Here is a 25925-nt window from a genome sequence, read left to right on the forward strand (position 1 = left end):
GCGGCAAGCCTTTTTTTATGCAAGTTTAGAAATATTATGAACAGTGCAGCGAATAATAACTGGTATTTAGCCAAAAGCAATTATCTAAAATAAAGACGTAAAAAAACCCTTCACGCTAACTTTATATAGCCTGAAGGGTTTTTTAATGCATGGTTTTTTTAATAATCGACGGTATAGCTTAAGCCATAAGTCGTGCCTGATGCAGGTAAGCGGTTTAAATCACCAAATGTGGTTTGATGATAGACCGTTAGATAGTCTTTATTAAGCAAGTTATAAACGCCATAATCTACTCGGCCGACTGGCATGTTTACTTGTCCAAGCACATCAAGGGTCATATAACCAGTGACAGGTAAGGCACTAGAGTCAGGGTCTTGTTGTTGGTCTTTAAAGGCTTTATCATCACCGCCGATTGCCAATGCTTGTAGACGAATATTGCTACCTTCATCGAAGTTATACTGAGCAAATGCCGTACCTTTTAGCGGTGTTAAACGTACTGCATCTAGCTCTAGCCAATCGCCATCTTTGTCATACTGACCACGAGTGTACGCCACACTACCGCCTACTTGCCATTTATCACTAATGTCATGACTAAGTGACCCTTCCACGCCATAAACACGCTCATCGGTATCGATGACTTCTACGGTATAGCTATCAGTAAAACGTACTACTTTGTCTGATTCGTTATAGAATCCACTCAAGCGTGCTGCGGTATCGCCATGTTTACCTTGCCAACCAAACTCGTAGTTGTTGATCGCGATCGGTTGTACGTTGTCTGAATTAACTACAAACCCTGCACGCACATCACGCAGCGCACGTTGGATATCCGCTGTGGTAAACCCTTGTGAAAAATTAGCAAAGATTTGATCATTTGGGGTTAATTGATAGCTAGTACCGAGATTAAACAAGGTTTTGTCGTGGTCTGTGCTGCCGTTTTCTACATCGCCTGCCTGATAGTCAATGCCGTAAGCTGCACTTGTTCCACTGATAGCAGAGCTATTAAAATACTCTTCAAGCAGTTGCTCATAGATGGGCGTAAAAGTATCAGTCTCTGACTTCAATTTTTGGTAACGCACACCAGCACTGGTATGCCACTTGTCAGTTATATCTACATCTGCATTGACAAAAGCACCCCATTTATCGATGGTAGTATCTGGTCCACCGTTATAAGTAAGCCCATTGGTTTGGGCGGTCAAGCCATTACTAGCAAGAAACGTATTTAGGTCTTGACCGTAGTAAGTTTGCTCACTGTTTTCACGTTCGAAATCAGCGCCGTAGCTAAACAGTGTCTTTTTGCCTGCAATTTCCGTCTCGGTTTGCATGGCGGCACGTAGGCCCATTACTTCGATGTCAGCTTCTGACTGAGTGACAAATGTTGCAGCACCTGCCAGTTTCTTCAATGTGTCTTCATCAGTTAGGCCATTGGCTTGCCATACTTCAGTCGCTTGGTCTCCTGCGGTTTTACCAGAAGGGTAAAAACGGCCTTTCTCATCTCTATAATAGCCCGTCACACTTAGGTTTGACCCTGCAATATCGTCATTATTATAGTTCAAGTTCATTGAGGTCTTAGTGGTATAAGGCTCGTTCTCTACGTTGGCACCATCGATAGCTCTTAAGGAAGGTTTTGCGCCAAATAACACTGCCAAACCATCACCATAATCTGGGCCATAGTCGGTGTTTTGCTCATCTTTATAGTAAGTCACTGCAAGATCAAGACGTTGGCTGTCAGTGAGCTCTACACCCAAGCTACCATTTACACTTAGCGATTCGGTATCTTGCTGGTCAGTTTGATTGGCATCTGGGCTGATTCGATTGCCTTTGCTATCAAACTTGCCGCCTTTATTATCATAATCAACATCTAAGCGACCATACACTCGCTCGCCGCCATACCCTAAGGTTTGTCCTACATGATAACCCAATGAGTCTGACTCAAAATTACGACTGCTACTGACACCGACTCTAGTCTGTCTGATAGGGCCATAACCGACCAAAGATTTGGTCACAAGGTTAATCAGGCCACCTGCTGCACCAGCACCGTAAATACTGGTGGCACCCGAAAGCACCTCTACCCGCTCAAGCTGCGCAGGATCGATACTATTTAGCTCGCGTGAAAGACTACGTGAACTGCTTAAAGGCACACCATTCAACAAGAACTGTACAGGGCGACCGTGCATGGTCGTACCATAATTACTGGTAGAACCACTACTGGCACCCAGACTTGGAATTAACTGTGCCAAGATATCACCAGTAGTACGGTCACCCGTTGCCTGCATCTGAATCTCATTTTCAGTAATTACTTGGGTGACTGCTGGCATCTCACTAATTTTCTGTGCCAGCGCCGTGCCCGTTCTGGCTTTAGCCGTGACATTGATAGTGTCTAAAGTCACATTGGGAGTCTCATCAGACACAGTACTTGAAGCTAGTTCCGCTGAGGTCTGTGCATCTAATACGGCATCCGCTTCATTGACATTGTTTTGTGCATATAATTGCTGACTAATACAAAGGGTAAGAACAGATAGAGCAACTTGATGATGGCTTTTCATAATTATTTCACTTAGGTTATTTCACTTAGTTGAATAAATAAACAGTGATATGATTAATATTTAGATAATAATACTGTGTGTACTAACTTTGTGAATCGCATTGTAAATGATAATCGTTTTTATTTCTATATGTATTTAAACTTTGGTAGTAAGCGTTTATTTGTACTGCTTTCAGATATGGTTGACTATTTAACCTCTGATAATTTCATTAGTCATTGAATAACTTATCTAGCTCATTGTTACGATAAGCCTCAAAAAACATCTGAAACTTTACCTCATCTTCTTTATGCTTTTTTTGGCAATCTGATAATAGCTGCTGTGCGACATCAACAGACAATATAAATATGCCGTCATTATCCATAATGGCGATGTCGCCTGAACGAATCGTCGTCGTCTGCTCACCGAAGCGATAGGCAATATCGGACGCCAGCGTGCCTTGTGCTTGGTTGCTCTTGGACGTAGTCACAGCGCTGATACCCTGCGCAAATACAGGAAAGCCCAGCTGCTGAATTTGTACTGAGTCCGTTGCCTGTCCAATGACAATGACGGCGGACAGTTTCTCGTAGATAGCGGCGCAAGTGCGTAGTGCTCCCCAACATGCTTTCACGCCCAATATCTGAGCATCAATACATAACACATCATTAGGCGCTGCTTGAATCAATGCCTGATTGATCACATCCGTGTTATCAGAGGTTAGTTGCACTGTTAACACTCGGCCTACTATAGTATTTGAGCAAGGATTGAGAGGCGTAATATCTGGTAAATAACCCTCTCCCGTCAGATGACCAATGGTTGAGGTACCTATCTCTTTATAACCGTCTATAAGGTCGTGAATATCAATATCATTCATTATATTCTCATCATGGTATTTCATAATTTTAACTACTTTTCTTGACACGCTTGAACGAATTGATCGTTTTACTTTCTCCAGCTGGCATACTGCCATGAGGATCAGCGCCACGTGCAATCACAGGCAGTAGCAATGTTTTATGCGGATAATGTGAACTGCTTAATAACTCGTCATGAAGTATCTGACGTTGATCGTCATCAAAATCGATAGTCACTAAGGATTCCTCGATACTAGTCATTGCCTCGTGCCACAGCGTATCTTCATTAATATGATAGTGCTCAACCAATGACTCGATAATCGCTCGAATATTCACTAACAGCCCTAGCGACTGTAGATAGAATATCAGCGCTTGCGGCGTCTCTCGATATAGACGATTCTTAAAATCTGGCGGACTTAGATATTTAGGATCTGATATTTTATGGCGTGCCAGCCATGGTAGATGGATGCGTACGGAGTCATGGTCACGCAATAACAGACTGGTAAAACGATTCTCCTTTAATACGATAACAATATTTTGCCCATGCATCTCAGGCGCAAACCCTAAGCGTAGACAGCGCAGCATCGTCCCCAAAAACACATCACAAAGATTCTTAAAGCATGCTATGACAGCGAGTTTTTTATTCTGTGGCGAGCCTTCTTGAAAGCTGTCTTGAGCACTGTTTTGGCTACTATTCTGGGTAGTACTATGAATACCCTCCTGAACAATCCCGTCAAAAATGTGATGGCTGACACCTTGCTTATAGACCAACATACCCAAGCTTGCCATTGGTAACAGTTGAATCGAATCGTCACACAGATCTGCTGGCAGTTGACGCAGCATCGCGCCTAAATGCGTGGGCTTTTCTTGATAAAAATACGGATTAATAGCGCTTTTATCATGCAAATGAGACGGAGACATATAGCCCCACCAAAGACGTTCATCCCATAACCGTAACTGCGATGATAGCTCGGGGTCTAACGTTCTTGCCTGCATCAATATGGCTTGATTTTTTTCACCATTGATCAGCTTGAGGGCTGGCAAGTAACGCTTTGAGTTTAGTGCGTATACACCTATAGGCAGCTTAATGCTATTTGGCGTATCTGTATCAATTAACATACTGCGCATGGATGAGCTAGCATAAGTGATCAGCGCATCAAATTTGAGCGCAACAACTGTGCCATTGGCAAGATCGTCGGCATATATGTCATCAACCACATGAGTCATTTGCCAAGGATGTACGGGCATCGCAATGTGCGTGTCTGCAATACCTTTATTGTCTAGCTCTTTTGCCAACCTTTGCTGCTGCGTTGTGTCCAAAAGATAAGTCGCTGGATTTTGCGTTGCTGTGTTTTTAACATGCTCTGCTACCATGAGATGGCTTTTGGCAACAGCAACCCATACCAGATTAATGGGCTGATTAAACTCTGCCATATAGCGTTTATACTCTTGTGCAGTAAAGCCCAGTTTACCTTTTGCCAGTGGATGAAACGGACGATCCATCAGTGATGCCCACTGCTCCGCTGCAATCAAGGTTTGATGCCAATGCGGATACTGACATACTGTCGTCGTGATGTTTGCAGTTGCTGACTGTTTCTGCGCTATAAAGGAGGCTTCTAAGCTCTCTTTTAGCTTTAAGACACCAACGTCAGATAACGCGGCACTATCCATCATTGATAAAAAGATATCTAACAACTGCTGTGCTGAGCTTACTAGTTCTAGCCAAGCGCTATGTACATTGAGATTGCTATCAACGTTATGTATGACAGGCAGACAGAATTTAGACAATCGCCACGGTGACGCATAAGCAGGCTCGACCAATAGTAATAACTGTCTATCTTGGTCAACTTGCATCACCATTAACGGGTTATCTTGGTCAAAAAAATCTTGATACTGCTGTGGTAGTGATTCTAAAAATTGATGCGCGTCTTGAGCTTGAGTCGTCTGATGGTTTTCTAAATACTCAGCGGTGGTTGTCACTTGAATAAGTTGCTCATCCACCCACTGCTCTAATAGAAAACACTCTACCAAATGACTAATCAGCGACCATTGGATGGCCTCGATATCTGGCTCAGGATTTGCATCAAGGTGGCGGTTTTGCGCAGAAGTTTGCACAGGAAATAAGGTATGCATCGTCTTACCCCCGACTCTTAAACAATGGGTTGTTGATATATTTAATTGGGAATGCTTTATCTCCGAATAATCGGCGCTTAGCCAATGACTCAATGCGCGTTTGTTCAGCGAATACATCAAACAAGTCAAACCGTATTTGATGCTCTGGATGTGAGACTTGATAGTCGGTCACGCAGTCAGCAACCTGTTGCCAAAACGCCACTTCAGAATAGTGATAATGCGTCTGCATAAAAATCGCAATGTCTGACAACGCCACAAAAAACAAGCAAGCAACCGTCATATCACGAATGCCATCGGTATCTTCGGTCTCGATAAATGAGCCTCTATTTAAGGCAGCATGGGCAGGTGGCAAGCTATAAAAATCTGGACGCAAGTGTTGTTGGGTTAAGTGCTCAGGTGAATAACGAACCCCGTCATGCAAGTCTTTTAATAAGACTTTTATGGGATAACCATTTTCATGTGCCAAGACGATGTTTTGCGCATGGCACTCTAATGCCACACCATAACCAAATAAGATATGTAGTAAAGGAGTGACAGTGACCTTAATCAACTGCGCAATCCAGGTCTCTACGCCATACTTGTCAAGCCAAGGGGCTATAAGATGCGAGCCATCAGCATTGACATAGCTGACGCCATTGAGCGGAAATGCTGTTTGACCTTTTGATAGATACTGGTTTACGTTTTCTCGCCAAATCGCAGCTAGCCCGCCATACATATTTGGATGCTGGTAGCCACGTGTGCGTAGCGCATCATGGTCTAGACTAACGCCAACGGTCTCACCCAAAAACGCAATGGGTAATGCTTTGGCAGTCTTGTCGTCGGCAATCAGTTGATTCAACCAAGTGGTGACAACAGCCGCATTCATCACAGTATGCTTTGCCAATATACGCGTGCTTGAGGTATTAATCAGGTGCATACTCAGCTTTAAGTAGGCTTTATTATTACTAACGTCAGTATCACCATTAACATTGTCATCAGCATTACCAAGCATCGTCAATGAGCGAATAGACTGCTGAGCGCGGTACTGATGACCTGCACTACCTAAGTAGATAACTTCTTGCGTGGCAAGCAGTGGCTGTAATGCTTGAATTAAGGTATTTTGCCATTGCCAAGGATGCGCAGGTATTAAGCAATAATTATTAGCCGTCTCGTGTACTTCATGAGTAGCTGTACCTTCGTCTTGCTTATTTGCGATTGCAAGTACTTCTGTGAGTTTGGCATTAAGTGCATAAAATTCATCAGCACCTACATAATCTTTCACCCATTCATTTATATCGATGTCAGTAGTAGTATTGCTCACCAGTAGCTGTTTTCTGACTGCTAACCATACTACGCCGATGTTTTGATCAAACTCTGGGCCATAGTCATAGTTATCTTGCAAATCAAAACCAATACGAGACTTAAAACACGGATGATAAGGATGCCCTGCCGTCAAATAGCCTTCGAGTTGCTCATAAGTAAGCGTATCAATAGGCATAGGTATATTAGAAGCCAGTATCTGAGACTGTGTTTCGTTCACTAAGGTATGGCGCAGCTCTTTGATAAAACTGTCTTTGAGTTCTGCACCCTCAATGTTGAGCAAGATATCACTGATTACATGTTCAAGAATGGCGTCTTGGGCAACACCATTAACCACTCGCTGCACATTTAACTCATTTAAGCGGATGATGTCAAAACTATAATGAATATTGCCTTGCGCGGTATAACTGATATCATCACCTGCTTTGATAACAAAATTCAGCAGCGTCTCGTTACTAGCCCTGTCATTAGCGTTGTTCGCACTTTCAGATTCAAACTCAATGATATTTTCATATAGTAATGCTTGTAGCAATTGCTTGATCACCCGTTGCTCAGCGCGTGCTATGATTTTAGAATTAACAGGTGCTTGCCACGGTTTAGTTGCATAAGTGACATTTGCACTATTATTATTTTTGGTAGAGTTTGCTAGATGATTGGACATAGATATAAGCTTCCTGTCTGAAAATTGAATCAAATAAAAGTATGAATTTAGATGCATATAAAGCGAATGATAATTATTTACGTTAATAAGTTAAAGTAAACCCCGATACGGGGTATTTGTTTATGAGGATCGTGGTAATTTGCACGCTGAAGGAATCGTGAATAATAAAATTACCGCGATGATCACCAATATTTCTTGAATCGAGCTTGCCATGCCGTCAGTACTACCTGCTACTAATAACTGCGCACTGCGACTGTCTATATAAAGGGTGGACAGCGTGATAAATATGGTAGAGATAATACGGCGACTGATGTTATTAAGTGCAGCTCCCTCAGTGACCGCGTCTTTTGGTAAGCTGCTAAACCCAACGGTAGTGGTTGGTAGGTACGCCAGACCCACTCCGATGCCTCGCATACTCATAATTAGCATTAATAGCCAAAGCGTTGGCTGATACAAGCACCATGCCAGCATCAAAGTAGACAGCGCACTAATCGCAATTCCTACGATGCCAATCCCTCTGGCACCTTGCTTATCTACCATCTTGCCAGCGTAATGCGTGGTGATACTGGCCACGAGCGTCGCGACCATCAGGACAATACCTGTCCATAAAGCACTCTCACCCATCACATCTTGTATCAACACGGGTAATAATAAGAGACACAGCATCAAACCGACTGTTTGGGTAATGCTAATGATATTACTGTGCAAATAGGTTTTATTACGGAACAAGCGCACGTTCAATAACGGATGTTTCTGCCGCTGCTCGTATGCCCACCAAGCCATCGCGGACAGTAAAAATCCGACAGATAATAAACCCAACGTGGCTATCTTTAATAAGCCGTCACTGCTGAATAATCCACCAGTGAAGTCTATTTTTAGTGTGCTCAGCCACACCATCATGGCCAATAGCCAAATGAGTAAGCTGATAAACCCGATGGTATCGAAAGGGCTCTTTTTATCATGTGAGCGCATATCAGGTATTAACCACCATACCATCGCCATGACCGCCACACTGAGTGGCAAGGTAATGGCAAACAGTGTCCACCACGCAAACTGCTCAACCAAGTAAGCACCGACCAAAGGGCCAAACGCCAACGACATCATAATAACAATGCCCCATAGCGCCATTACTCTGCCGTGCTGCTGCTGCGGATAAATCTGATACAGCATACCAATAGACAGTGGGATAATCAGACCGCCACTCAGTCCTTGTATGGCTCTGGCAATGATGACAAAGCTCATACTAGATGCCAGCATGCCAATGACTGAGCCTAGCATAAATCCGAAAATTGCCGCCAAGTAAACAATCTTAAAAGGGAACTTTTTGTTTAAATAGCCGCTGAGCATCAGCCCCACACTCATGGCCAAGACATAAGCATTTAACACCCAGCCGCCCATCACAATGTCGACATTAAACACCGACATAAAAACAGGAATGGCTGGATTAAGCGCACTATTACTAAAGCTGACCACCGTACCGCCGAGCAGTAGTGTCAGTAACACCTGCTGTATCTGTTTGTCGGTAAAGCCATTACCACTACTATTCGAGGCTTCGTTTATAGGCGACTCATTGGTAGATGTCTTATTTATAGGGGCATTGCTCATTAAGCCGTGGCACCATAGAAATTCAGATACCCTCTAGACTCTAGGAACTCGTCGCGATTGCAAAAATATAATGAGGCGGTTTTTTCTGGCATTTCAATCAGACGTTGTACGCGATAAGCGAAGCTATCAGCAATCCATTGATACACCTCAACCTTACTATCCGGCTCGACTACGATTTTTTTGGCCTCAGTATGCTCAAATATAAACTTGCTGATCATCATGCCTGTTGGCTTGAGATAGCCTTTGCCAACCACCGCTGGATCGCCAAGCAAAATATGCCAGCCCATGTCCGTCTCTTTGGCTTTGTAATACTGAGATAACCGGTCACGAGCCGTTTCATAAATCTCTGTATAGCCAATCGGCTTACCATCACAGAGTATGAGATAGAGACGCTGATGGTCATCGGCCAGCATTTTTTCAAAATGGGTTTTTAATTGCGGCATCGGGAGATGGAGCTGCCACTGATCGACCACATGCTCAGCATGCATCCATTTATACAGCAATGGCATATCATCTGGGTAGCTGACAGGTCGCAACGCAAACGTCTTTTGATAAGCTTCAATGCTAAACGTATCGGGCAGGTTTTGGGTGATAGTCGGCATGACTTGCTCCTAGTTATTATTTTGCTATGTGGTTAATATTTTTTAATATCGTTTCTGTTCAATATAATGCTTATAAAACACTACGCGCCAAATTTTTGAAACACTTTTAAGGCATCGGTGTCGTAAGTCTGCTCACCTGTTAACTGATTGACGATACACCCTGCTCGATAAGCACCCAACCCCAAGTCTGGTGCGCCAACGCCATGGGTATGCACCTCTTGGTTTTGTACAAAAATCTTACCATCAGTCGCATTCTCTTTTTGATCCGTTAGCACATACTTCAGTGCATAGTCTCGATCAATGATTGGCTGCTCAAAATCATCATGCGCGATGGCAGGCAGTAGCGTATTTAAGCACTCAGGCAGACCGTAACGATAGCCTGTACCAGCAATCACACAGTCATACTCAGCAGTAAAATCTTGATTCTGTTCACGCTGTCTACCCACCAGTTTTATAGTGTCTGTCGGCTCTGGTTCTTCTAGCATTGTTGTCAGTGTTGCTTCAATTACTTCACAATTGGACAGCAGCGTTGAATGCAAATCTTTATTGGTAATACTGCGTTCATAAAGACGGTGGTAAATATCGCGTATGGTCTCAAAGCCCATGCCTTTATAGAGCAGGTCTTGCTTGGCAGTGACTTGTGGCTTGGTTGCTGCGTCTAAATCATAAAAGTAATCTGTATAAGCCGGGCTAAAATGCTCCAAACCTAATGGCGAGTACTCCATGGGGAAAAATCCTGCCGAGCGCGTCATCCAATCTAGCTGAAACTTAGGGTCGTCATTAGTACTATCATCGCCATCAAACTGCTGATCAAACAGCGTTCGATACACCTCTGCTGAGGACTGCCCAGACCCCAACACCAACACTTTGGTCAGCTTGTTGTCTGTCTGGGTACTATTCAGATCAAGGCTACTAGCATTGAGGCTATCCAAGTCAAAATTGTCTGCAAAATGGGCGGTGTGCATGCAGCGGTTGGGTGTTTGTTTGGCAATATCTTGCAACGATGGTGGTAGCGTGGCCTGTGTGCCCGTACCTATGACTAAATTTTTAGCATGATAGGTGTTTTGTGTGCCTTTTTCAGAGACTGTCACTAAAAACCCATCATTGCTATCGTCAAACACCACGTCTATCACTACCGCATCAAAATTCAGACTATCCAGCTGCCCTGCTACCCATTGGCAATAGTGGTTATACTCTTTACGATAAATTTTAAACTCTTCTAAAAAGTAAAACTTGAGCAATCGGTGCTGAGTATGCAAATAATTCAAAAAAGAATACGGACTGGTTGGGTCTATCAATGTCACCAAGTCTGCCATAAAAGGCACTTGCAGCGTAGTGTTTGGCAATATCATGCCTTTATGCCAATTAAACTCAGCCTTTTGCTCAAAAAACTTGGCGGTTACGTCGGTCTTTGTCAGTAATGCCGCCAAACTTAAATTAAACGGCCCTACGCCAATACCAATAATGTCTAACACGGTCGCCCCTTAGTGATTTGGTGGTCACGTTAATTCTGATGCTAGGGCGTGTCCTCATTTTAAAAATGGTGATAAAAATGAGATAAATCGCAGTCAAACAAGGAAAATAGCGCAGATAATATCGAGATATTAGTCAGCTATTTGACGCTGTTTGACAAGATTTAGCCATTTTTAACCCATTTAGATAACTATCGATTGAATTGAGGACACGCCCTAATTCTTGTTGAACCCTAACTTTTATCGTGTGCTTATCTTTGCTGTCTCAATATGATGTGCTACGTCATCATAGGGTTTGGGATATCGACATAAATAGACTGGGTTTCGACAGGTGCGGTTAGCTCATCGAGCGCATAGAGTCTGGTGAGTAGATTGCCCTTGAACGGCAATGTAGGGCTACGCAACAACAAGTCAAATAACGAACGATGTGGGTATTGTTGCTCTAACGCCATTAGACATTCTTTAAACGTCGTGATTAATGTCTCCTCACTCACAAGCTGAGTACGAGCAATAGCAGTGATAAGACCAAATATACTGTTGCCAACTAAATAATAGGCAAAGCGTGAGTCAGCAAAGTCTTCTGGAATGACGCACTCTCCTTCGCTAATCAGCTCGGGATAAGCGTCAATGAGTGGCGTGGCGTACTCCGCAATATAGCCAAAGCCTTGATTGTCTCTGGCCCAAAATTTAGTAGGATAGCCGTCTTTTAGCTCAATCAGACTGTTTTGCTGATGTACCTCAAACCCAATACCATGCTGATAATACATATGAACCAGCGGTATAAAACCAACTTGCAAATAAGTATCAAACCATTGGATAGCCACCTGTTCTAGAGGTTCATCTGTTCTTTTATGGATGGACTTAAACAATGTCTCTAAACGATTGGTGAGACGGGTTGGATGGTCTTGGCTTAAGCTGGCAAGATTGGTGACTTGCGTATCCTCTGTAAAAGGGTTGTCACGTAAGATACAAATGGTCTCATCAATGATTTTGCCGTCGACACGTAAGGCAATCCAAGCAGGATCATTCAATACCGCAATCGTAGGATACTCGGTCTTGAGCTGAGTACCATAGTCGCTACGCCAGATTCGGCAGGCATGCATCCCGCGTTTACATTCTTTGGGCAGGTTAATCCGCACCGAATTGGTAATCGCCACAGACAACGACAGTTTAAACATCCAAGGCGCATCGAAGGCCGCTAGCGTGCGTACTGATGTCGTTGGATGCAAATGCCAACCGAGCTCCCCCAAGTCAAACAATTGGCCTTGTTCTAGCAGCTTTTGATACCACGGCTGCTGCTGCAAAAACCTTGCTTGCCAAGGGTGCAATGGCAACAGCTTATAGTCAGGATGCTCATCGACAAGTTGCTGCTGATAGCCGCTCATATCAACTTGTAGTTTTGATTTGAGCGCTGTGGTAATACTTTCGCCATCTACGAATTCTTCTGTAATGCAGTTGGGGTGCACTAGCCAATAATGCAGCTTGGTTTTGCTACTGGTCTCGGGCGCATACTTCGCCCACTCATCACCATAAAAGCCGGCACGGCCTTTGGGTGTAGGATGCATGGCATGACCGTAAATAAGGTTTTGTTCGGTCTGAATAAAATCTTGCTGATAGTCAATGATGTCATCAATCTCATCATTGCGATGCTCTAAAATAATCTGTAGCCCCTCATAACTCTCAATCCAACGTTTTAATACACCATTGGCATCTAGCGTCGCTTTGTCTTTATAACGATGTACGATGTCTTCAATAATCAAAGACGCTAGGCTCATAGCAGAAGACTTTATCCATCGGCTGTTTTGTAAAGGGTCGTCTAATTGCGTGTCTAGTTTCGAGTCTGATCGTATGCTTACCTGCTTATTCAATATAAGCGGCGTGCCCGCCAAACGATGCTGACCCAATTGGCTCACTCTGTCGATAGGTACGACCATTACCGTGTTCGAAGGCAATAGCATTAGCACTAATAGAGGCTTATTTTGTGAGGCCTGCTTCTGTATATCATCCTGCTGCTCTACGGCAATAATATCGCCGCGCCCAGTTTCAAAACAATAAGCATTGATTAGATTTTGTAGTGTGAGACGATCAAGCGTTTTATGCTGCATCATGTTATTTTCTCCCATCAACGTTCAGGTTGTCAGAATTGAGTCGGTTAAAACCAGCAATAGCCATCTGCTCAATGATGTCTGCAATATCATTGATTTGGGTATTGGGATTTAGAATGGTAAATTTAAGGCAAAGGCGCTGCTCAAACTGTGTGGTGGCCACATTGGCGATATTATTGACCAATAACGCTTGAGCAATGTGACGATTGAGCTGGGCGAGCTGATCGTCAGATAACACGGTATCTTTAGGTATAAAGTAAAACAAAACACTGCTGATAATGGGCTCATGTACCAGTACAAAATTTTCATTTGCATCAATCAGCTGTGCCGCTTGCTTGGCAGTATCCAGACAGTTATCAATCAAGGTTGCATAGTCATCCGTTCCCAGTAAGTCCAGCGCCATCCACAGTTTTAAGGCATCGAATCGGCGTGTGGTCTGTAAAGAGTACGTCACCAAGTTTGGGATATTGTCTTGTTCGTCATCAGCAGAGTTTAAATACTCACTATGATGGCGAATGCTCTCGAAATTTTGATTGTCTCGTAAGAGAAAAGCACCGCAGCTGATCGGCAAGAAGAAATGCTTGTGAAAGTCTAAGGTGATAGAATCAGCCTGATTCAGACCGTCAATCAAGTGTCGATAGCGCTGTGATAATAGCAATGCCCCGCCCCATGCTGCATCGACATGTAGCCATATCTGTGCATCACGGCAAATTTTGCCAATAGCCATGAGAGGGTCAATAGCACCCAAATCCGTTGTGCCAGCGGTTGCGATGATGGCCATCACATTGCCAGCGCCTAGACGATCTATCTGATGCTGTAAGTCAGACATCAGCATGGCGCCTGATGCATCGGTCGCTACTTTAATGACGGAACGTTGGCCTAGACCCAGCAGTGTCGCGTTTTTTTCAATAGAAAAGTGCGCCTGGTCTGAGCATAGAATACTGCCACTAAGCTGACCCATCAGGCCGTCCTTTTGCACATCAACGCCCTTAGCCTTATAGAATTGATTGCGTGCTAGCAGTAGACCCATCAGATTACTTTGCGTACCGCCACTGGTAAAGACGCCACCAGCGTTATGACCTGTCCGTTCATCAAAGAGGGCATCAGAAATGTCACCAAACTGACAACGTTGACACAGCCAATGGATTAAGTCTTTTTCGATATAGGTCGCTGCTGGGCTTTGGTTCCACGAGTCCATACTTTGGTTAGTGGCCGCTATAATCATCTCAGCAATCTGACCGATGACTAGTGTGGGCGGATGCAAATGAGCTAAGCAATTCGCATTGGCCGTCGACACACAACTGGGCAAAAACTTACTTTGTATATCCGCGAGTATCGTGTCGATGTCTCGGCCTTGCTCACGAATACTAAAGGCATTGGTTGCTTGCACTTGTTGCGGTGTGCCGCCCAAATACACGTTATTGTCGTCTAGCCACTGTTTGATGACAGCGCTGGTTTTTTGCATATGCGTGACATATTGTTCACTGCTTTGCTGATTTAATAAATGCAAAATGTCCTCACTTGTTTATTCTACGAATGTATAAATCGCAAATAAGTGACTTATTATTAGAGTCGTTATTAGAGTTGTTATCAGAGTTTTTTATAAAAGTGTGAATCATGCTAAAGCGCTGGCAAGACTATTGATTGTCTTCTAGCGCCATATCAAGCCTCTGCAAGACTTGCTGCAGCTCATCTTTGGTTATATTGAGTGGCGGTAATAATCGCAGTACTGTGCCACCGCGTCCGCCCTTTTCAATCACCAAACCATGCTTAAAACACGCTTGCTGGATTTTGGCAGCCACATCACTGTCTGCCGGATAGCTACCATCATTTTGTTTAGGTAGGCTGGGATTGATAATCTCTATGCCAATCATGAGACCACGCCCTCTGACTTGACCCATTTTTGGATAGCGCTGTTGGCGTATTTTTAACTGCGCCATGAACCATGCACCTATTTCTAAAACATAGTCAGCAACGTTGTTGTCTTTTAAGTAATTGAGGGTAGCAAGGCCAGTCGCCATGGCTAATTGATTGCCTCTAAACGTGCCAGAATGATTGCCCGCCTGCCATACATCGTATTGTTTTTTGATACCCAATACCGCAAGTGGCAGTCCACCACCGATTGCTTTTGACATCACTATCATATCGGGATCAATATCCGCATATTGATAAGCGAACCAACGTCCGGTACGGCAAAACCCCGCTTGTACTTCATCGATAATCAGCATGATTCCTAGCTCTTTTGTCACTCGGCGCACATGCTTCAGCCACTCTATTGGTGCAGGGTTGACGCCGCCTTCCCCTTGTATGACTTCTAAAATGACTGCGGCTGGTTTCACCACACCGCTCTCTACATCTTTTAAGAAATTTTCAAAGTAGCGCATATGGGCGTGGATGCTTTGCTCAAAAGGCAAGCCAAACGCGCAGCGATACATATTAGGATAAGGCAAGAATTGCACCGAGCTCATCAGACCTTCGATACCTTGTTTAGGTGCCAAGTTCCCTGTCACCGCCAGCGCGCCATGCGTCATGCCATGATAACCACCGCTGAAGCTAACCACACCTGAACGACCAGTGACTTGTTTCGCCAGTTTAATAGCCGCTTCTACCGCATCAGCACCTGTTGGTCCGCAAAACTGTAAGCAATACTCATCGCTATTGGTAGCAAGCAATTTATACATGAACTCGCTAAATTTGTCTTTTAACGGTGTGGTGATATCCAATGTATGCATCGGTAGGTTGCTGTCTAACAGCGCTTTGATGCTTTCTATGACCACAGGATGATTGTGCCCAAGTGCCAGCGTGCCAGCACCAGATAGGCAATCGATATACTTATTACCTTCCACATCGGTAATCCAAGCGCCTTTAGCTGATTGAATCGCAAAGGGCAGCTTACGTGGATAACTACGAACCTTTGATTCAAATTGTTCTTGACGATTTAAGTAGCATTCGTTATCACGTGATTCGTCTAATAAGATCGTGTCCATAGCTTCAGCCTTGTTATTGTCAGTAGTCTTGAATAAACATTCAAAAGTAAGTGTTGACGCTTACTTCTCAAGATATCGCTTATTCATATTGAATGATAATGTAAATGATAATCATTATTATTAATGAGGCGTAGTATCTACTACCAATGATTAGCTGTCAACCCAGTTTGCAAATTTTCTGTTGATAAAAATGACAAAGATAGCAGCTAGCGTGAATCTAAGAACGACGAATCAAGAGCGATTAATTAGGAGCAATGCAGGCTACTACAAACTGTCGACTAATCAATGACACACAACTACCAAGCACAGACAGTTCTAGACTATCTGTGTTCACTTTTATCGTTAGTTAAGAACTATCTAAAAACAGCGGCTACCTACTTGCTGAGGCTGGCACCTTACGAATGAGCCATAAAAAGTAGCCACCACCGATAATGGCAGCAATCGTGCCAGCGGGTAGCTCATAAGGAAAAATAACATAACGACCAATCCAATCCGCTATCACCATCACCCCTGCCCCTAAAAGTGCAGCTAGTGGCAATTGCCGTTCAAGCTTCACAGCTCCCAGTGAGGTAGCTAAGTGAGGCACCATCAAACCAATAAAACTCAATGGGCCAACGGCAAGCGTGCTGGCCGTACTAAGTGCTGCCACCAATGCCAATAACGACAAAGTCACTGGCGTAACTGCCACACCTAAATTACGCGCCACACCTGTACCTAGTCCAAGAACGCGCAAAGGCTTAATCAGCAATAGGCTGAGCACAAATAAAATAGCAGCGATGCCAATGAGATACCATACCGTACTGGGCTGAGCACTATAAGTTGTCCCTGAAAGCCAGCTGAGCATCGCTTCTAGACGCGGATCTCCTGAAAGCTTGACCATATGCATCACCCCATCCATCATGGCGGCAATGCCTATACCTACTAACAATAAATAACCTGAGCTGACCCTGCGTGCTAGCCAAATAATCAATAGCAGCACAGCCATCGCACCTGACAATCCTGAGATTAATAGCGTCCCTGCTCCAGCGGATAGCCCTAAACTTGGTAATAATAAAAACCCTAAAATGACCCCAAGTGCGGCACCCGAACTGACACCCAATACCTCAGGACTGGCCATGGGGTTACGCGTTAAAGTTTGCAGTAGCACACCGGCCACTGCCAACATCAAGCCTGTGGCCGCAGCGCTCAAACTACGAGGCAAGCGGTACTGCTGCGTGAGCGCCCAATCTGTACTAAGCCCCCAACCATTGATATCTTGTACAAACAGACAAGCAAGCAGGATAAGGGCGAGCACCCCAACACCCCATCGCCAAAATGCAATGGAGGTATGCTTACCCGCAAGCATAGGCGTCACTGTCTCTATCCGCTCGCGACGCTGACGCAAAATCAGCCAAATAATTAACGGTGCACCCAAGATACCTGTCATGGCACCAGCTGGAATCTGCATATCAAGTATCGGCTCAAGCAGTAACGCGACATTGCTGGTCAATAATAACAGCAGTGCCCCTAACCCAAAGGCAGTGGCCAAACGCTTACCAATAGCAGAGATGCCCAGCGCATTGACCAAACTTGCCGCACCAAGACCAATAAAACCAATTAAACCAACTTCACTAATCACTAAAGCGGTCACAACGGCTACCACCAATACAACAAGTGCGCGAATCCCATTAATAGGTACACCCAGACGTTTTGCCTGCGTGTCATCTAGACTCATCAGCGTTAATGGTTTCAGTAATGGCAGACATACAACCGCCATCAAAATAGCAGTGATGACTAGCGCGATACTGGTATGCCAGCTGTTTTGTGCCAAAAACCCAGCCGCCCACGACAGCATGCCATTGCTACGCTCAGCAAAAAACAGTACTAGCACATTGGCTACTGCGGCCAGCAAAATATTGACTACCAAACCGGCCAATATTAAAATCAATGGATTAAATCGACTGGGTGCTGATAAGGCAAATACCAGACCCATACTAATGATAGCACCGACAAAGGCCACATAAATTCCGCCATAAATAGCCAAGCTTGGCAAAAATAACGTGACGATGAGCATGGCCAACTGTGCACCCACGCCCACCCCTAGCGTCGTATCGGATGCTAAGGGATTTTTTACCAATTGCTGCAGTAGAATACTGACCACACCTAATAGCCCGCCAGCCAACAACGCCACTACGCTGGTCGCCACGATATGTAGCTGTATCGCCATATTGGCAATATCCAATTGCGAGCTTGGTATAAGCAAATCACTCAGTGGGCGCGTCCACTGCTGATCTATCAGTACCCAACTACTCCATAATGACAACGCCGCTAATCCGATGAGCATGGCCCACAGTCGCCAAGACAAATTGGCAAACAAGGAAGTTTGAGAATTGGGTTGGTTCGGTGGCTGATTCAGTTTTGATGACTGTTTCAATGACGTTGATGAGGGTTTTAGAACTATTGCTGCTTGAGAAGCTGATGTCATTGAATGAGCACTGTCGGTGTGGTTATTGATATTATTGTTTTGGTTGTTGTGAGTATCTGCATTGGCGCTCATAGTACTTCCCCGCCTTTTAATGAAACTTCTGACAAGTTATCTGCTAAGCTAACCAATGATGACATCCCGCCATAAATCCATACTGGTGGTAACTCTCCCACACAGCGGGTATTACCATAACCCAGACGCTGCCAAATCAAGCTGTCATCAATTTCAGCTCTAGTAATTGGGCTTAGTGGATCGATAATTAATAGACAAGTCTCATCATCTAATTGCGCCAAATCTCCCATTCGTATTGGCACAAACCCCCACTGATTGCCCTTGCCCAATACCACAAGCTCTCTACCCACCTGCTCTAACGCAGGCTGAAATAAACTATTCGCCACATACATACGCATGTTATTAGCATCCGCAAACTGTACCACTGCGAATTTCTTGGCTTTTGGATAACGCTGCTGGAATTGCTGACTGGCCAGCTGTATGTCTTTTTGACTTTGTACAATATAGTCTTCAGCCATCTTCGGATTATCAATCAGCACGCCAAGCTCCCGCGTCGGTTCGGTATAGTCAGCCCATGTTGCCGTCTCTCCTTTTGCAGCAGACATCACAGATTCTGCAGGGACATCACCGTATAAGTTACGTGCATGCTCATAAAAATAATTATCTATGACCATATCGACAGGCAGTTGAGCGATTAGCTCAGCGTTGGGCTGATAGCGGATGCCTAAGTCTGTTATCGATGTTGGCAGTTTAGGGCTACCCACCCATCTGTCCCAAACCCTAACATCACCTGTCGCAATTGGTGCATGCCCCATCGCTGTTAAAGTCGCTGCATTACCCCAGTCGGGAGACACGATATTCATCCTATCGCTATGACTGTTTTCTGCTTCTGAGGTAGCGGTTTTTTGCGTGGATGTCTGACTATTACAGGCCGTCAATACCAAGCACAATGCGAGGGCGAACCATTTCAGTGATGTCATTACTGATACTGACGTAACTATTGGATGTTTTGATAATTTATCTGTATAAAAAACGGGAGGCATAGAAGCGTATCTTTGTAGGCGAATTAAAAAGAAGGAGCAAAAACCAAACGTTAGGCGACTGCGACAGGCTGTCCAGTAATAGGATGGCTGAGTAGCTGCATATCGACATTAAAGATATCGTGTAGCACGGTAGGTTGCATGGTACTGGCGATATCGCCGTTGTGACATATTTGGCCATTTTTCAGCGCGATGACTCGATCGGCATACTGGGCGGCCAAATTAATATCATGAATAATAATTACCACGCTTAATCCTTGTTCATCCACCAAACGACGAATGAGCTGAATGACCTCGATTTGATAATGCATATCAAGCGCAGCAAGTGGCTCATCGAGCAATAGGTAACGGGTATCTTGTGCCAGACACATCGCGAGCCACGCACGAGCGCGCTCACCACCTGATAGCGTGGCAGTAATTCGATCAGCAAACGCTTCGGTTTGAGTCACTTTTAATGCTTGCGCGACTTTGTCTTTATCTATTTGAGTTGGCTTTTGCAGCCATTTTTGATGGGGATAGCGCCCTAGCATGACCAGCTCACGCACAGTAAATCCAGCAGCTTCTGGCAATTGCTGTGGCAGATATGCCATTTGCCGCGCTAACTCCTTACTGCCATAGTCATTGATACTGTGCTCATCTAAAGTGACATTGCCGCTACTACTTGCCATCTCACCCGCTAGCGCTTTGATCAGGGTCGACTTGCCAGACCCATTATGCCCAACCAGAGCCACCAGCTGATTGGTATCAATCTCACAAGTCACGTTGTCTAATAGAGTATTTCCTTGACGGCTGATAGTCAGCTGGTTTGCACGTAGCATATAAGCACTCATTGTTGATAAAAATAATATGTCATAAAAATGATGGTTTATCGGCCATCGGTTATAGACCGATTTTTGATGATCAAACCACAATAAAAATTGATTTTACTCGTAAATGATAACAAAAACAATTATCATTAACTATAAACTCATTCACTTTAATTTCAACGCCCTGTTGATTGCGAGTATTTATATGACTAATCTTCTTTTAGCTTCTACAGAAAACACCGATAACCAGAACAGACAATACACTCCCCTAAACGATCCTGAAATAGCAGGTGTGGTCGCTCATATTAATGAAGAGCACCTCGACGAACTACTTGGATTCTTGAGTGCATTTACCTCATTATCTACCGCCGAATTGGATCTGGTCGATGCGCAAATAACTGATATTTATGCTGAAGGTATTGCCATACAGACTCGTTCAAAAAACTCAGAGACTCAACAAACTGACGCTCAAAATAACTCGATCCATGACCAGACCTTCTTTATCGCTTTTGCTACTTCTATCTCCCAGCTTGATGACTTGCAAGGCCAATATATCTTGCTAAAACAGAGAGCAGATAAAAAGCTAGGCAAAAAAACAATCAAACTGACCAAGCAAGTATTTGATGTACAAAACAGTTATAGAGTCAGCAAAAATATGCTGCGCCTTGAATTGAGCATGCCGTCATTAAATAGTGATACACCATTAAATAATACTGCTCAATTAAGTAATGCTAAGGGCGCAACAAGCTCGACGTCAGTACCTACCAATGAAGCAGGTTACGCGTACTTGTTTGATTTAGAGCACAATGCAATGACCAACGCATTGATGAATGACAGCACTGATGACAATAAAGGTGACAAACATAAATCTGATGACAGCGAAAAAGAGAACATACGCCTTGCTCGTCCTCACTGTTATTACACTTTGAGAAAAGCATGGCAAGCTGATGATGGGGTACGAGCTTGGGTCGATGTTTTTTTGCATGGGGATACGCCAGGCGGCAACTGGGCAGTAGCACTGCAAGCAGGCGAGACCGTCGTCACAAAACGAGAGTTTCCAGAAAAGGTAGATCACTTACGAGACGGTCAAGCGGTACTGATTGTCGATGAAACATCAATACCAACGGCAGCACGACTGCTAGAGCTATGGAACAACCCTACACCACCATTGGTCATTTGTGTGACGCAAGATGCAGGCGATCAAAGCTATTTTGATACGGTAAAAATGCGCAGTGGCCTCAATTGCGATACTGAAAACAGTAGTAATAACTACTTTACCGTATTGCCTATAGTAACCAATCAACCAAACTCAGGAGCAGAGTTAGCCACGCTAATTGACAGTAAATTAGTCGATTATTTGACTAACAATCCTTTAGAGATTGATAAAGTTTGGGGAGCACTAGAAGCGAATACTGCCAAAGCATTGCGTCCATTGCTGAAAGACCGACTTGAGCTAAGTCGTACCGATGTCGTAGTAAAAGTCTACTGGCGTCACGATTAGTTTGCACAAAAAACGCTCCCTTTTGGGAGCGTTTTTTTACGATTCAACTATTACTTTTAGATAATATTGTCATCTATAGCGGTTTGAATGTATAGGCTCGCCGTATTACCACTATCTTGGTACAAATCATAACCTGCCTGATCAGAAGTAGCTGCCTTAGTCATATCAGATACATTAACAGTATCAACGCTATCGCCCTTGATGAACAGCTGATTATTGCCATCAGTTATGTCAACAACATCACTGAGACTTATACTGAGCGTTTGAGCAGTGTCGTTAGTCAAATCAATAGTTTCGAAATTAACAACTTGACTCATATCAGTACTAGCAATAATATTTGTGTCATTAATTAACAACGTATCATTGTCTAGACTTCCATCCGAGTTTTCACCGCCATCTATTGAAACATCATTTCTATCAAATATCAAAATATCATTGCCATCACTGCCTGATAAGATATCTGCACCGCTCAACCCTACTAGAGTATCATCTCCTGCCCCACCCTCTAGCGTTTCAGCTTGGTTAGTACCTACTAGATAGTCATTATCAGCAGTCGTTCGTGAAGGAATATCATCTATTGAGTCTGGGCTTTGCGGTGTCGCATATTCATTGTAGTTCAACGTAACCGTTGAGCTAGCTGTATCACCATCAGAATCTTGATACTCAAATGAAAATACGTCTATATCGTCCACACCTGCTGTGACAATATTAGCAATGTTTTCCGCGGTATTAAACTTATAACTACCATCAGCATAGCCAACGAACACACCATAATCGGTCCGGAATTCATAGTTAGTTGTATCACCGTCTGTGTCAATCACTTCAATCGTTGTGTCACTATCTGTGGTTGATACGCCTGACCAGATGATACCAGTACTACTCGTAGTGAGATAATCAACAGCATCACCACCAACAGCCACTTTACCTTCAATAACGACGTTGTTATCTAGTACAGGCAATAGATTGAGCGGCGTAAGTTTACCTATAAGATCATAGGTATTCTCTTGGCCTTCTAAACTGTTTACCACAAAAGTATTTTCTTCATCTAGAGCTGGGTTGTAATCATCTAAAGCGAAGTCAGTATCGACAATGTTATCACCATCACTGTCGTATTTATCAATAATACCGTCGCCATTGGTATCTTCAGCGCGTCTGCCATTCGTACTAAAGACAACATAGTCGAGATTACCAGCAGCATCTAGAACACCATCGTTGATATTATCACCATCAAAATCAATACCATCTGATATAGCATCTTTATTAGAATCAATGTAAGCAAAATTGCTATTACCAATAACGGTATACCTGAAACCTGAGTCCAAATTAGCAACGAGTTGTGCATCTCCTTCATCTCCTATAGTCCCGTTACCATTCAAGTCATAGAAGTTCCCCACATTTTGAACACCGTTGTTTGTAAACGTATTAATTGACTCACCAACAACCGCATATGTTGACTGATCTATTAGTCCGTCACCGTTATCATCGGTGCCATTATTATTTTGATATGCCTTCAAAAACGTTTTATTTCTATCAGAATCAATAGTAACAAGAGGGTCTTGATTGACAAAAGTTAAGTCGAGTTGGTACTGCTGACCAGCAATATCTATAATCTGCGTCGCATCTGGTATGACAATAAAATCACTCTGGACATAATCATCGTCATAATTTGCAGGATCTAATCCATATGTAGCAGCCGTCGCATTGTTAGGCGTCTCATTATGCTTCATCTCATATTCAACAGCGACAGATTCAGAGTTACCATTGACATCAACATTGAAATTAAGATCCAACTTAGTCTCAAGTAAAACACCTACATCTGGAAAGACACCAAAGTTAATATGGGAAAAATCACCTAAATCGATATTAGATGCAAAGTCAACTTCTGAACCATTACCTTGATAATCAGTATTTTCATAAGTGGTATATCCTGCAGGGGATGACGTTGCGTCAGCCGGTGCACCCCAGTAAATGGCTTCGTCGAGCGCATCTACGTAAAGATTGCCATCTGCCGCCTGATATGTGGCATCTTGCTCTGCAGTTAAGACACCAACCGTACCACCATAGTCACGCAGTGGGATCGTATCGCCGCTACTTCCAGCTGCCGTGTTAAGACTGCCAGCAACTAAATAAGAAGGTTCATCAACTGTGACAGGACGTGTAGGATCAGTAAATAACGAGTCAGTAAATCCTGTTTGTAGATCGGTAATGGTGACAGTCTCTTGTTGCACATCAATGTTCCAAACCACTGGCTGAGGCGCAGGAGAATCATCTTCGATGATGGCCAACAACTCGTCAGATGTGGCTAATGGATTTGTAGCAGAAGAATCTTCGTATACTTCAATACCAAAATCAACCGACAGAATACCTTCAATATCATCACCTTGAGTATGATCTACAGGTGCGCCCAACGTGACATTGTATCCAAATTGATAGCCATCAGTAATTGCTTCTTTATTACCGTTTAGACTTATGGTTAGTACATTCTGAGTTTGAGAGGCACCCAAGCTATCAATATATTCATACTCACCAACAATATCACCTGTACTTGAATCAATTCTGAAAACAACAGGATTGCCTTGACTAGTAATACCATTATCAACAGTTGGTAATACAAATTTCACAACCGCATTTGAAAGGTCAGTGTCTGTATCAGTTACTCGAATCCAGTTACCATCTGTATCAGTTACTGAATCAGTGGTATCAAGCGCTGAGTCTGGATTGCTATCTGGATTTCCTCCTTCTAACCCTTCTTCAGAAACACGACCTGGCGGCTCAACTTCAATTCTAGTTAACTGGTCGTAGTCAATAGTAACAGTTGCTTCATTAGACAATAGACCAGTTGTATCTTCAATTGTGTAACTGATTGGCGTTGGGTTATCGGTAAAGCCGGCTTCTGGGGTGAAGGTGATGTCGCCTGTGGCAGTATCAACACTCCATTCGCCTTCGCCTGCCACAACAACCGATTTGCCGTCAGCGGCGATGGTGCCACCTGCTGGCGAGGCGGTGATGATGACCGTCGTTGGGTCTAGATCGCCTTCTACATCTGTATCGTTACCGACCACAGCAACAGTAATAGCATCGCCAAGCACTTGGTCTAACTTTTCATCATCCACTGCTACTGGCGCTGTTTGTGGATAGTCAATGGTAATAGTAGATTCATTAGAAGTTAAACCAGTACTATCGCTAACCGTATAGCTGATTGGCGTTGGGTCACCAGTAAAACCTGCTTCTGGGGTAAAGGTGATATCACCTGTTACTAAGTCAACACTCCAAGATCCTTCACCTGGTACGCCAACCGATTTACCGTCAGCTGCAATAGTACCACCCGCTGGTGATTGGGTGATGATGACAGTCGATGGAAGAATATCTCCATCAAAATCAAAATCATTACTCAATACCTCAATGTTAACTAATTGACCAGAAACACCGATTTCGCTGTCATCGATAGTGACTGGTGCTGTTGGTGGATAGTCCACAATAACGGTTGCCTCATTAGAGATCAGGCCCGTGCTATCGCTAACCGTGTAGCTGATTGGCGTTGGGTCCGCGGTAAAACCTGCGACTGGGGTAAAGGTGATGGCCCCTGTTACAGGGTCAACAACCCATGTGCCTTCGCCTGGTACGTCCACCGATTTGCCGTCAGCGGCAATAGTGCTGCCAACTGGCGCTTGGGTGATGATGACGGTTGCTGGGTCAAGATCATTTTCAGCGTCGCTATCGTTACCAACGACGTCAACTTCAACGGTGGCACCTGAAGCACCCGATTCGCTGTCATCCACTGCCACTGGTGCGGTTTGCGGATAGTCAATGGTGACGGTCGCTTCGTTTGAGGTGTCACCCGTCAGGTTGTCTACGGTGTAGCTGATTGGCG

At 44.0% G+C, this 25925-nt stretch carries 15 protein-coding genes; 1 reads left to right on the forward strand and 14 read right to left on the reverse strand.

Annotated elements, in window-relative coordinates:
• Positions 1 to 158 precede the first annotated feature (158 nt).
• From ACHEVO_RS01250 to ACHEVO_RS01310, 13 genes are all read right to left on the reverse strand, one after another.
• Positions 159 to 2540, reverse strand: coding sequence for a TonB-dependent receptor (locus ACHEVO_RS01250; RefSeq protein WP_394123601.1), 2382 nt, complete (start codon positions 2538 to 2540; stop codon positions 159 to 161).
• 208 nt (positions 2541 to 2748) lie between these two features.
• Entirely contained in the window at positions 2749 to 3390 is a 642-nt protein-coding gene (locus tag ACHEVO_RS01255) for an RraA family protein (RefSeq protein ID WP_394123602.1), read from the reverse strand.
• 28 nt (positions 3391 to 3418) lie between these two features.
• A complete protein-coding gene (locus ACHEVO_RS01260; RefSeq protein WP_394123603.1) occupies positions 3419 to 5500 on the reverse strand; it encodes an IucA/IucC family protein in 2082 nt (693 codons plus the stop codon).
• A gap of 4 nt (positions 5501 to 5504) precedes the next feature.
• Complete coding sequence (locus ACHEVO_RS01265) at positions 5505 to 7460, reverse strand: IucA/IucC family protein (protein ID WP_394123604.1); 1956 nt, start codon at positions 7458 to 7460, stop codon at positions 5505 to 5507.
• Positions 7461 to 7580: 120 nt separating this feature from the next.
• Positions 7581 to 9065 carry an MFS transporter gene (locus ACHEVO_RS01270; protein ID WP_394123605.1) on the reverse strand — a complete coding sequence of 495 codons (1485 nt, stop codon included), beginning with the start codon at positions 9063 to 9065 and terminating at the stop codon, positions 7581 to 7583.
• The gene (locus tag ACHEVO_RS01275) at positions 9065 to 9667 is read right to left on the reverse strand and encodes a GNAT family N-acetyltransferase (protein ID WP_394123606.1); all 603 of its coding nucleotides are present in this window, start codon (positions 9665 to 9667) and stop codon (positions 9065 to 9067) included. The genes ACHEVO_RS01270 and ACHEVO_RS01275 overlap by 1 nt, the downstream gene beginning before the upstream one ends.
• A gap of 80 nt (positions 9668 to 9747) precedes the next feature.
• Positions 9748 to 11142: a lysine N(6)-hydroxylase/L-ornithine N(5)-oxygenase family protein gene (locus ACHEVO_RS01280; RefSeq protein ID WP_394123607.1), complete on the reverse strand. Its 1395-nt coding sequence runs from the start codon at positions 11140 to 11142 to the stop codon at positions 9748 to 9750.
• Between the two features lie 275 nt (positions 11143 to 11417).
• Positions 11418 to 13247, reverse strand: a complete 1830-nt coding sequence (locus tag ACHEVO_RS01285; protein ID WP_394123608.1) for an IucA/IucC family protein — start codon at positions 13245 to 13247, stop codon at positions 11418 to 11420.
• 1 nt (position 13248) lies between these two features.
• Positions 13249 to 14754: a pyridoxal phosphate-dependent decarboxylase family protein gene (locus ACHEVO_RS01290; RefSeq protein ID WP_394123609.1), complete on the reverse strand. Its 1506-nt coding sequence runs from the start codon at positions 14752 to 14754 to the stop codon at positions 13249 to 13251.
• A 127-nt stretch (positions 14755 to 14881) separates the two neighbouring features.
• Complete coding sequence (locus ACHEVO_RS01295; RefSeq protein ID WP_394123610.1) at positions 14882 to 16231, reverse strand: diaminobutyrate--2-oxoglutarate transaminase family protein; 1350 nt, start codon at positions 16229 to 16231, stop codon at positions 14882 to 14884.
• 370 nt (positions 16232 to 16601) lie between these two features.
• Positions 16602 to 18767, reverse strand: coding sequence for a Fe(3+)-hydroxamate ABC transporter permease FhuB (gene fhuB, locus ACHEVO_RS01300; protein ID WP_394123611.1), 2166 nt, complete (start codon positions 18765 to 18767; stop codon positions 16602 to 16604).
• The gene (locus tag ACHEVO_RS01305; protein WP_394123612.1) at positions 18764 to 19687 is read right to left on the reverse strand and encodes an ABC transporter substrate-binding protein; all 924 of its coding nucleotides are present in this window, start codon (positions 19685 to 19687) and stop codon (positions 18764 to 18766) included. Before ACHEVO_RS01305 ends, fhuB begins: the two co-directional genes overlap by 4 nt.
• Positions 19688 to 19800: 113 nt before the next feature.
• Positions 19801 to 20565, reverse strand: coding sequence for an ABC transporter ATP-binding protein (locus tag ACHEVO_RS01310; protein WP_101205244.1), 765 nt, complete (start codon positions 20563 to 20565; stop codon positions 19801 to 19803).
• Between the two features lie 193 nt (positions 20566 to 20758).
• Here ACHEVO_RS01310 and ACHEVO_RS01315 point away from each other — a divergent pair, with 193 nt between their 5' ends.
• Positions 20759 to 22054 carry an SIP domain-containing protein gene (locus ACHEVO_RS01315; RefSeq protein WP_394123613.1) on the forward strand — a complete coding sequence of 432 codons (1296 nt, stop codon included), beginning with the start codon at positions 20759 to 20761 and terminating at the stop codon, positions 22052 to 22054.
• Between the two features lie 56 nt (positions 22055 to 22110).
• Here the strand turns inward: ACHEVO_RS01315 and ACHEVO_RS01320 are convergent.
• On the reverse strand, positions 22111 to 25925 hold a 3815-nt coding region (locus ACHEVO_RS01320; protein ID WP_394123614.1), incomplete at its 5' end, for an Ig-like domain-containing protein.

Origin of the sequence: Psychrobacter nivimaris, from assembly GCF_043419765.1 — a bacterium.
Lineage (GTDB): Bacteria > Pseudomonadota > Gammaproteobacteria > Pseudomonadales > Moraxellaceae > Psychrobacter.

Excerpts from the sequence above, each read along its gene's own strand:
- ACHEVO_RS01285 (WP_394123608.1), bottom strand. The coding sequence starts at position 13,247 with ATGATGCAGCATAAAACGCTTGATCGTCTCACACTACAAAATCTAATC.
- fhuB (WP_394123611.1), bottom strand. The coding sequence starts at position 18,767 with ATGAGCGCCAATGCAGATACTCACAACAACCAAAACAATAATATCAAT.
- ACHEVO_RS01275 (WP_394123606.1), bottom strand. The coding sequence starts at position 9,667 with ATGCCGACTATCACCCAAAACCTGCCCGATACGTTTAGCATTGAAGCT.
- ACHEVO_RS01315 (WP_394123613.1), top strand. The coding sequence starts at position 20,759 with ATGACTAATCTTCTTTTAGCTTCTACAGAAAACACCGATAACCAGAAC.
- ACHEVO_RS01260 (WP_394123603.1), bottom strand. The coding sequence starts at position 5,500 with ATGCATACCTTATTTCCTGTGCAAACTTCTGCGCAAAACCGCCACCTT.
- ACHEVO_RS01295 (WP_394123610.1), bottom strand. The coding sequence starts at position 16,231 with ATGGACACGATCTTATTAGACGAATCACGTGATAACGAATGCTACTTA.
- ACHEVO_RS01265 (WP_394123604.1), bottom strand. The coding sequence starts at position 7,460 with ATGTCCAATCATCTAGCAAACTCTACCAAAAATAATAATAGTGCAAAT.
- ACHEVO_RS01270 (WP_394123605.1), bottom strand. The coding sequence starts at position 9,065 with ATGAGCAATGCCCCTATAAATAAGACATCTACCAATGAGTCGCCTATA.
- ACHEVO_RS01255 (WP_394123602.1), bottom strand. The coding sequence starts at position 3,390 with ATGAATGATATTGATATTCACGACCTTATAGACGGTTATAAAGAGATA.
- ACHEVO_RS01305 (WP_394123612.1), bottom strand. The coding sequence starts at position 19,687 with ATGACATCACTGAAATGGTTCGCCCTCGCATTGTGCTTGGTATTGACG.
- ACHEVO_RS01310 (WP_101205244.1), bottom strand. The coding sequence starts at position 20,565 with ATGCTACGTGCAAACCAGCTGACTATCAGCCGTCAAGGAAATACTCTA.
- ACHEVO_RS01250 (WP_394123601.1), bottom strand. The coding sequence starts at position 2,540 with ATGAAAAGCCATCATCAAGTTGCTCTATCTGTTCTTACCCTTTGTATT.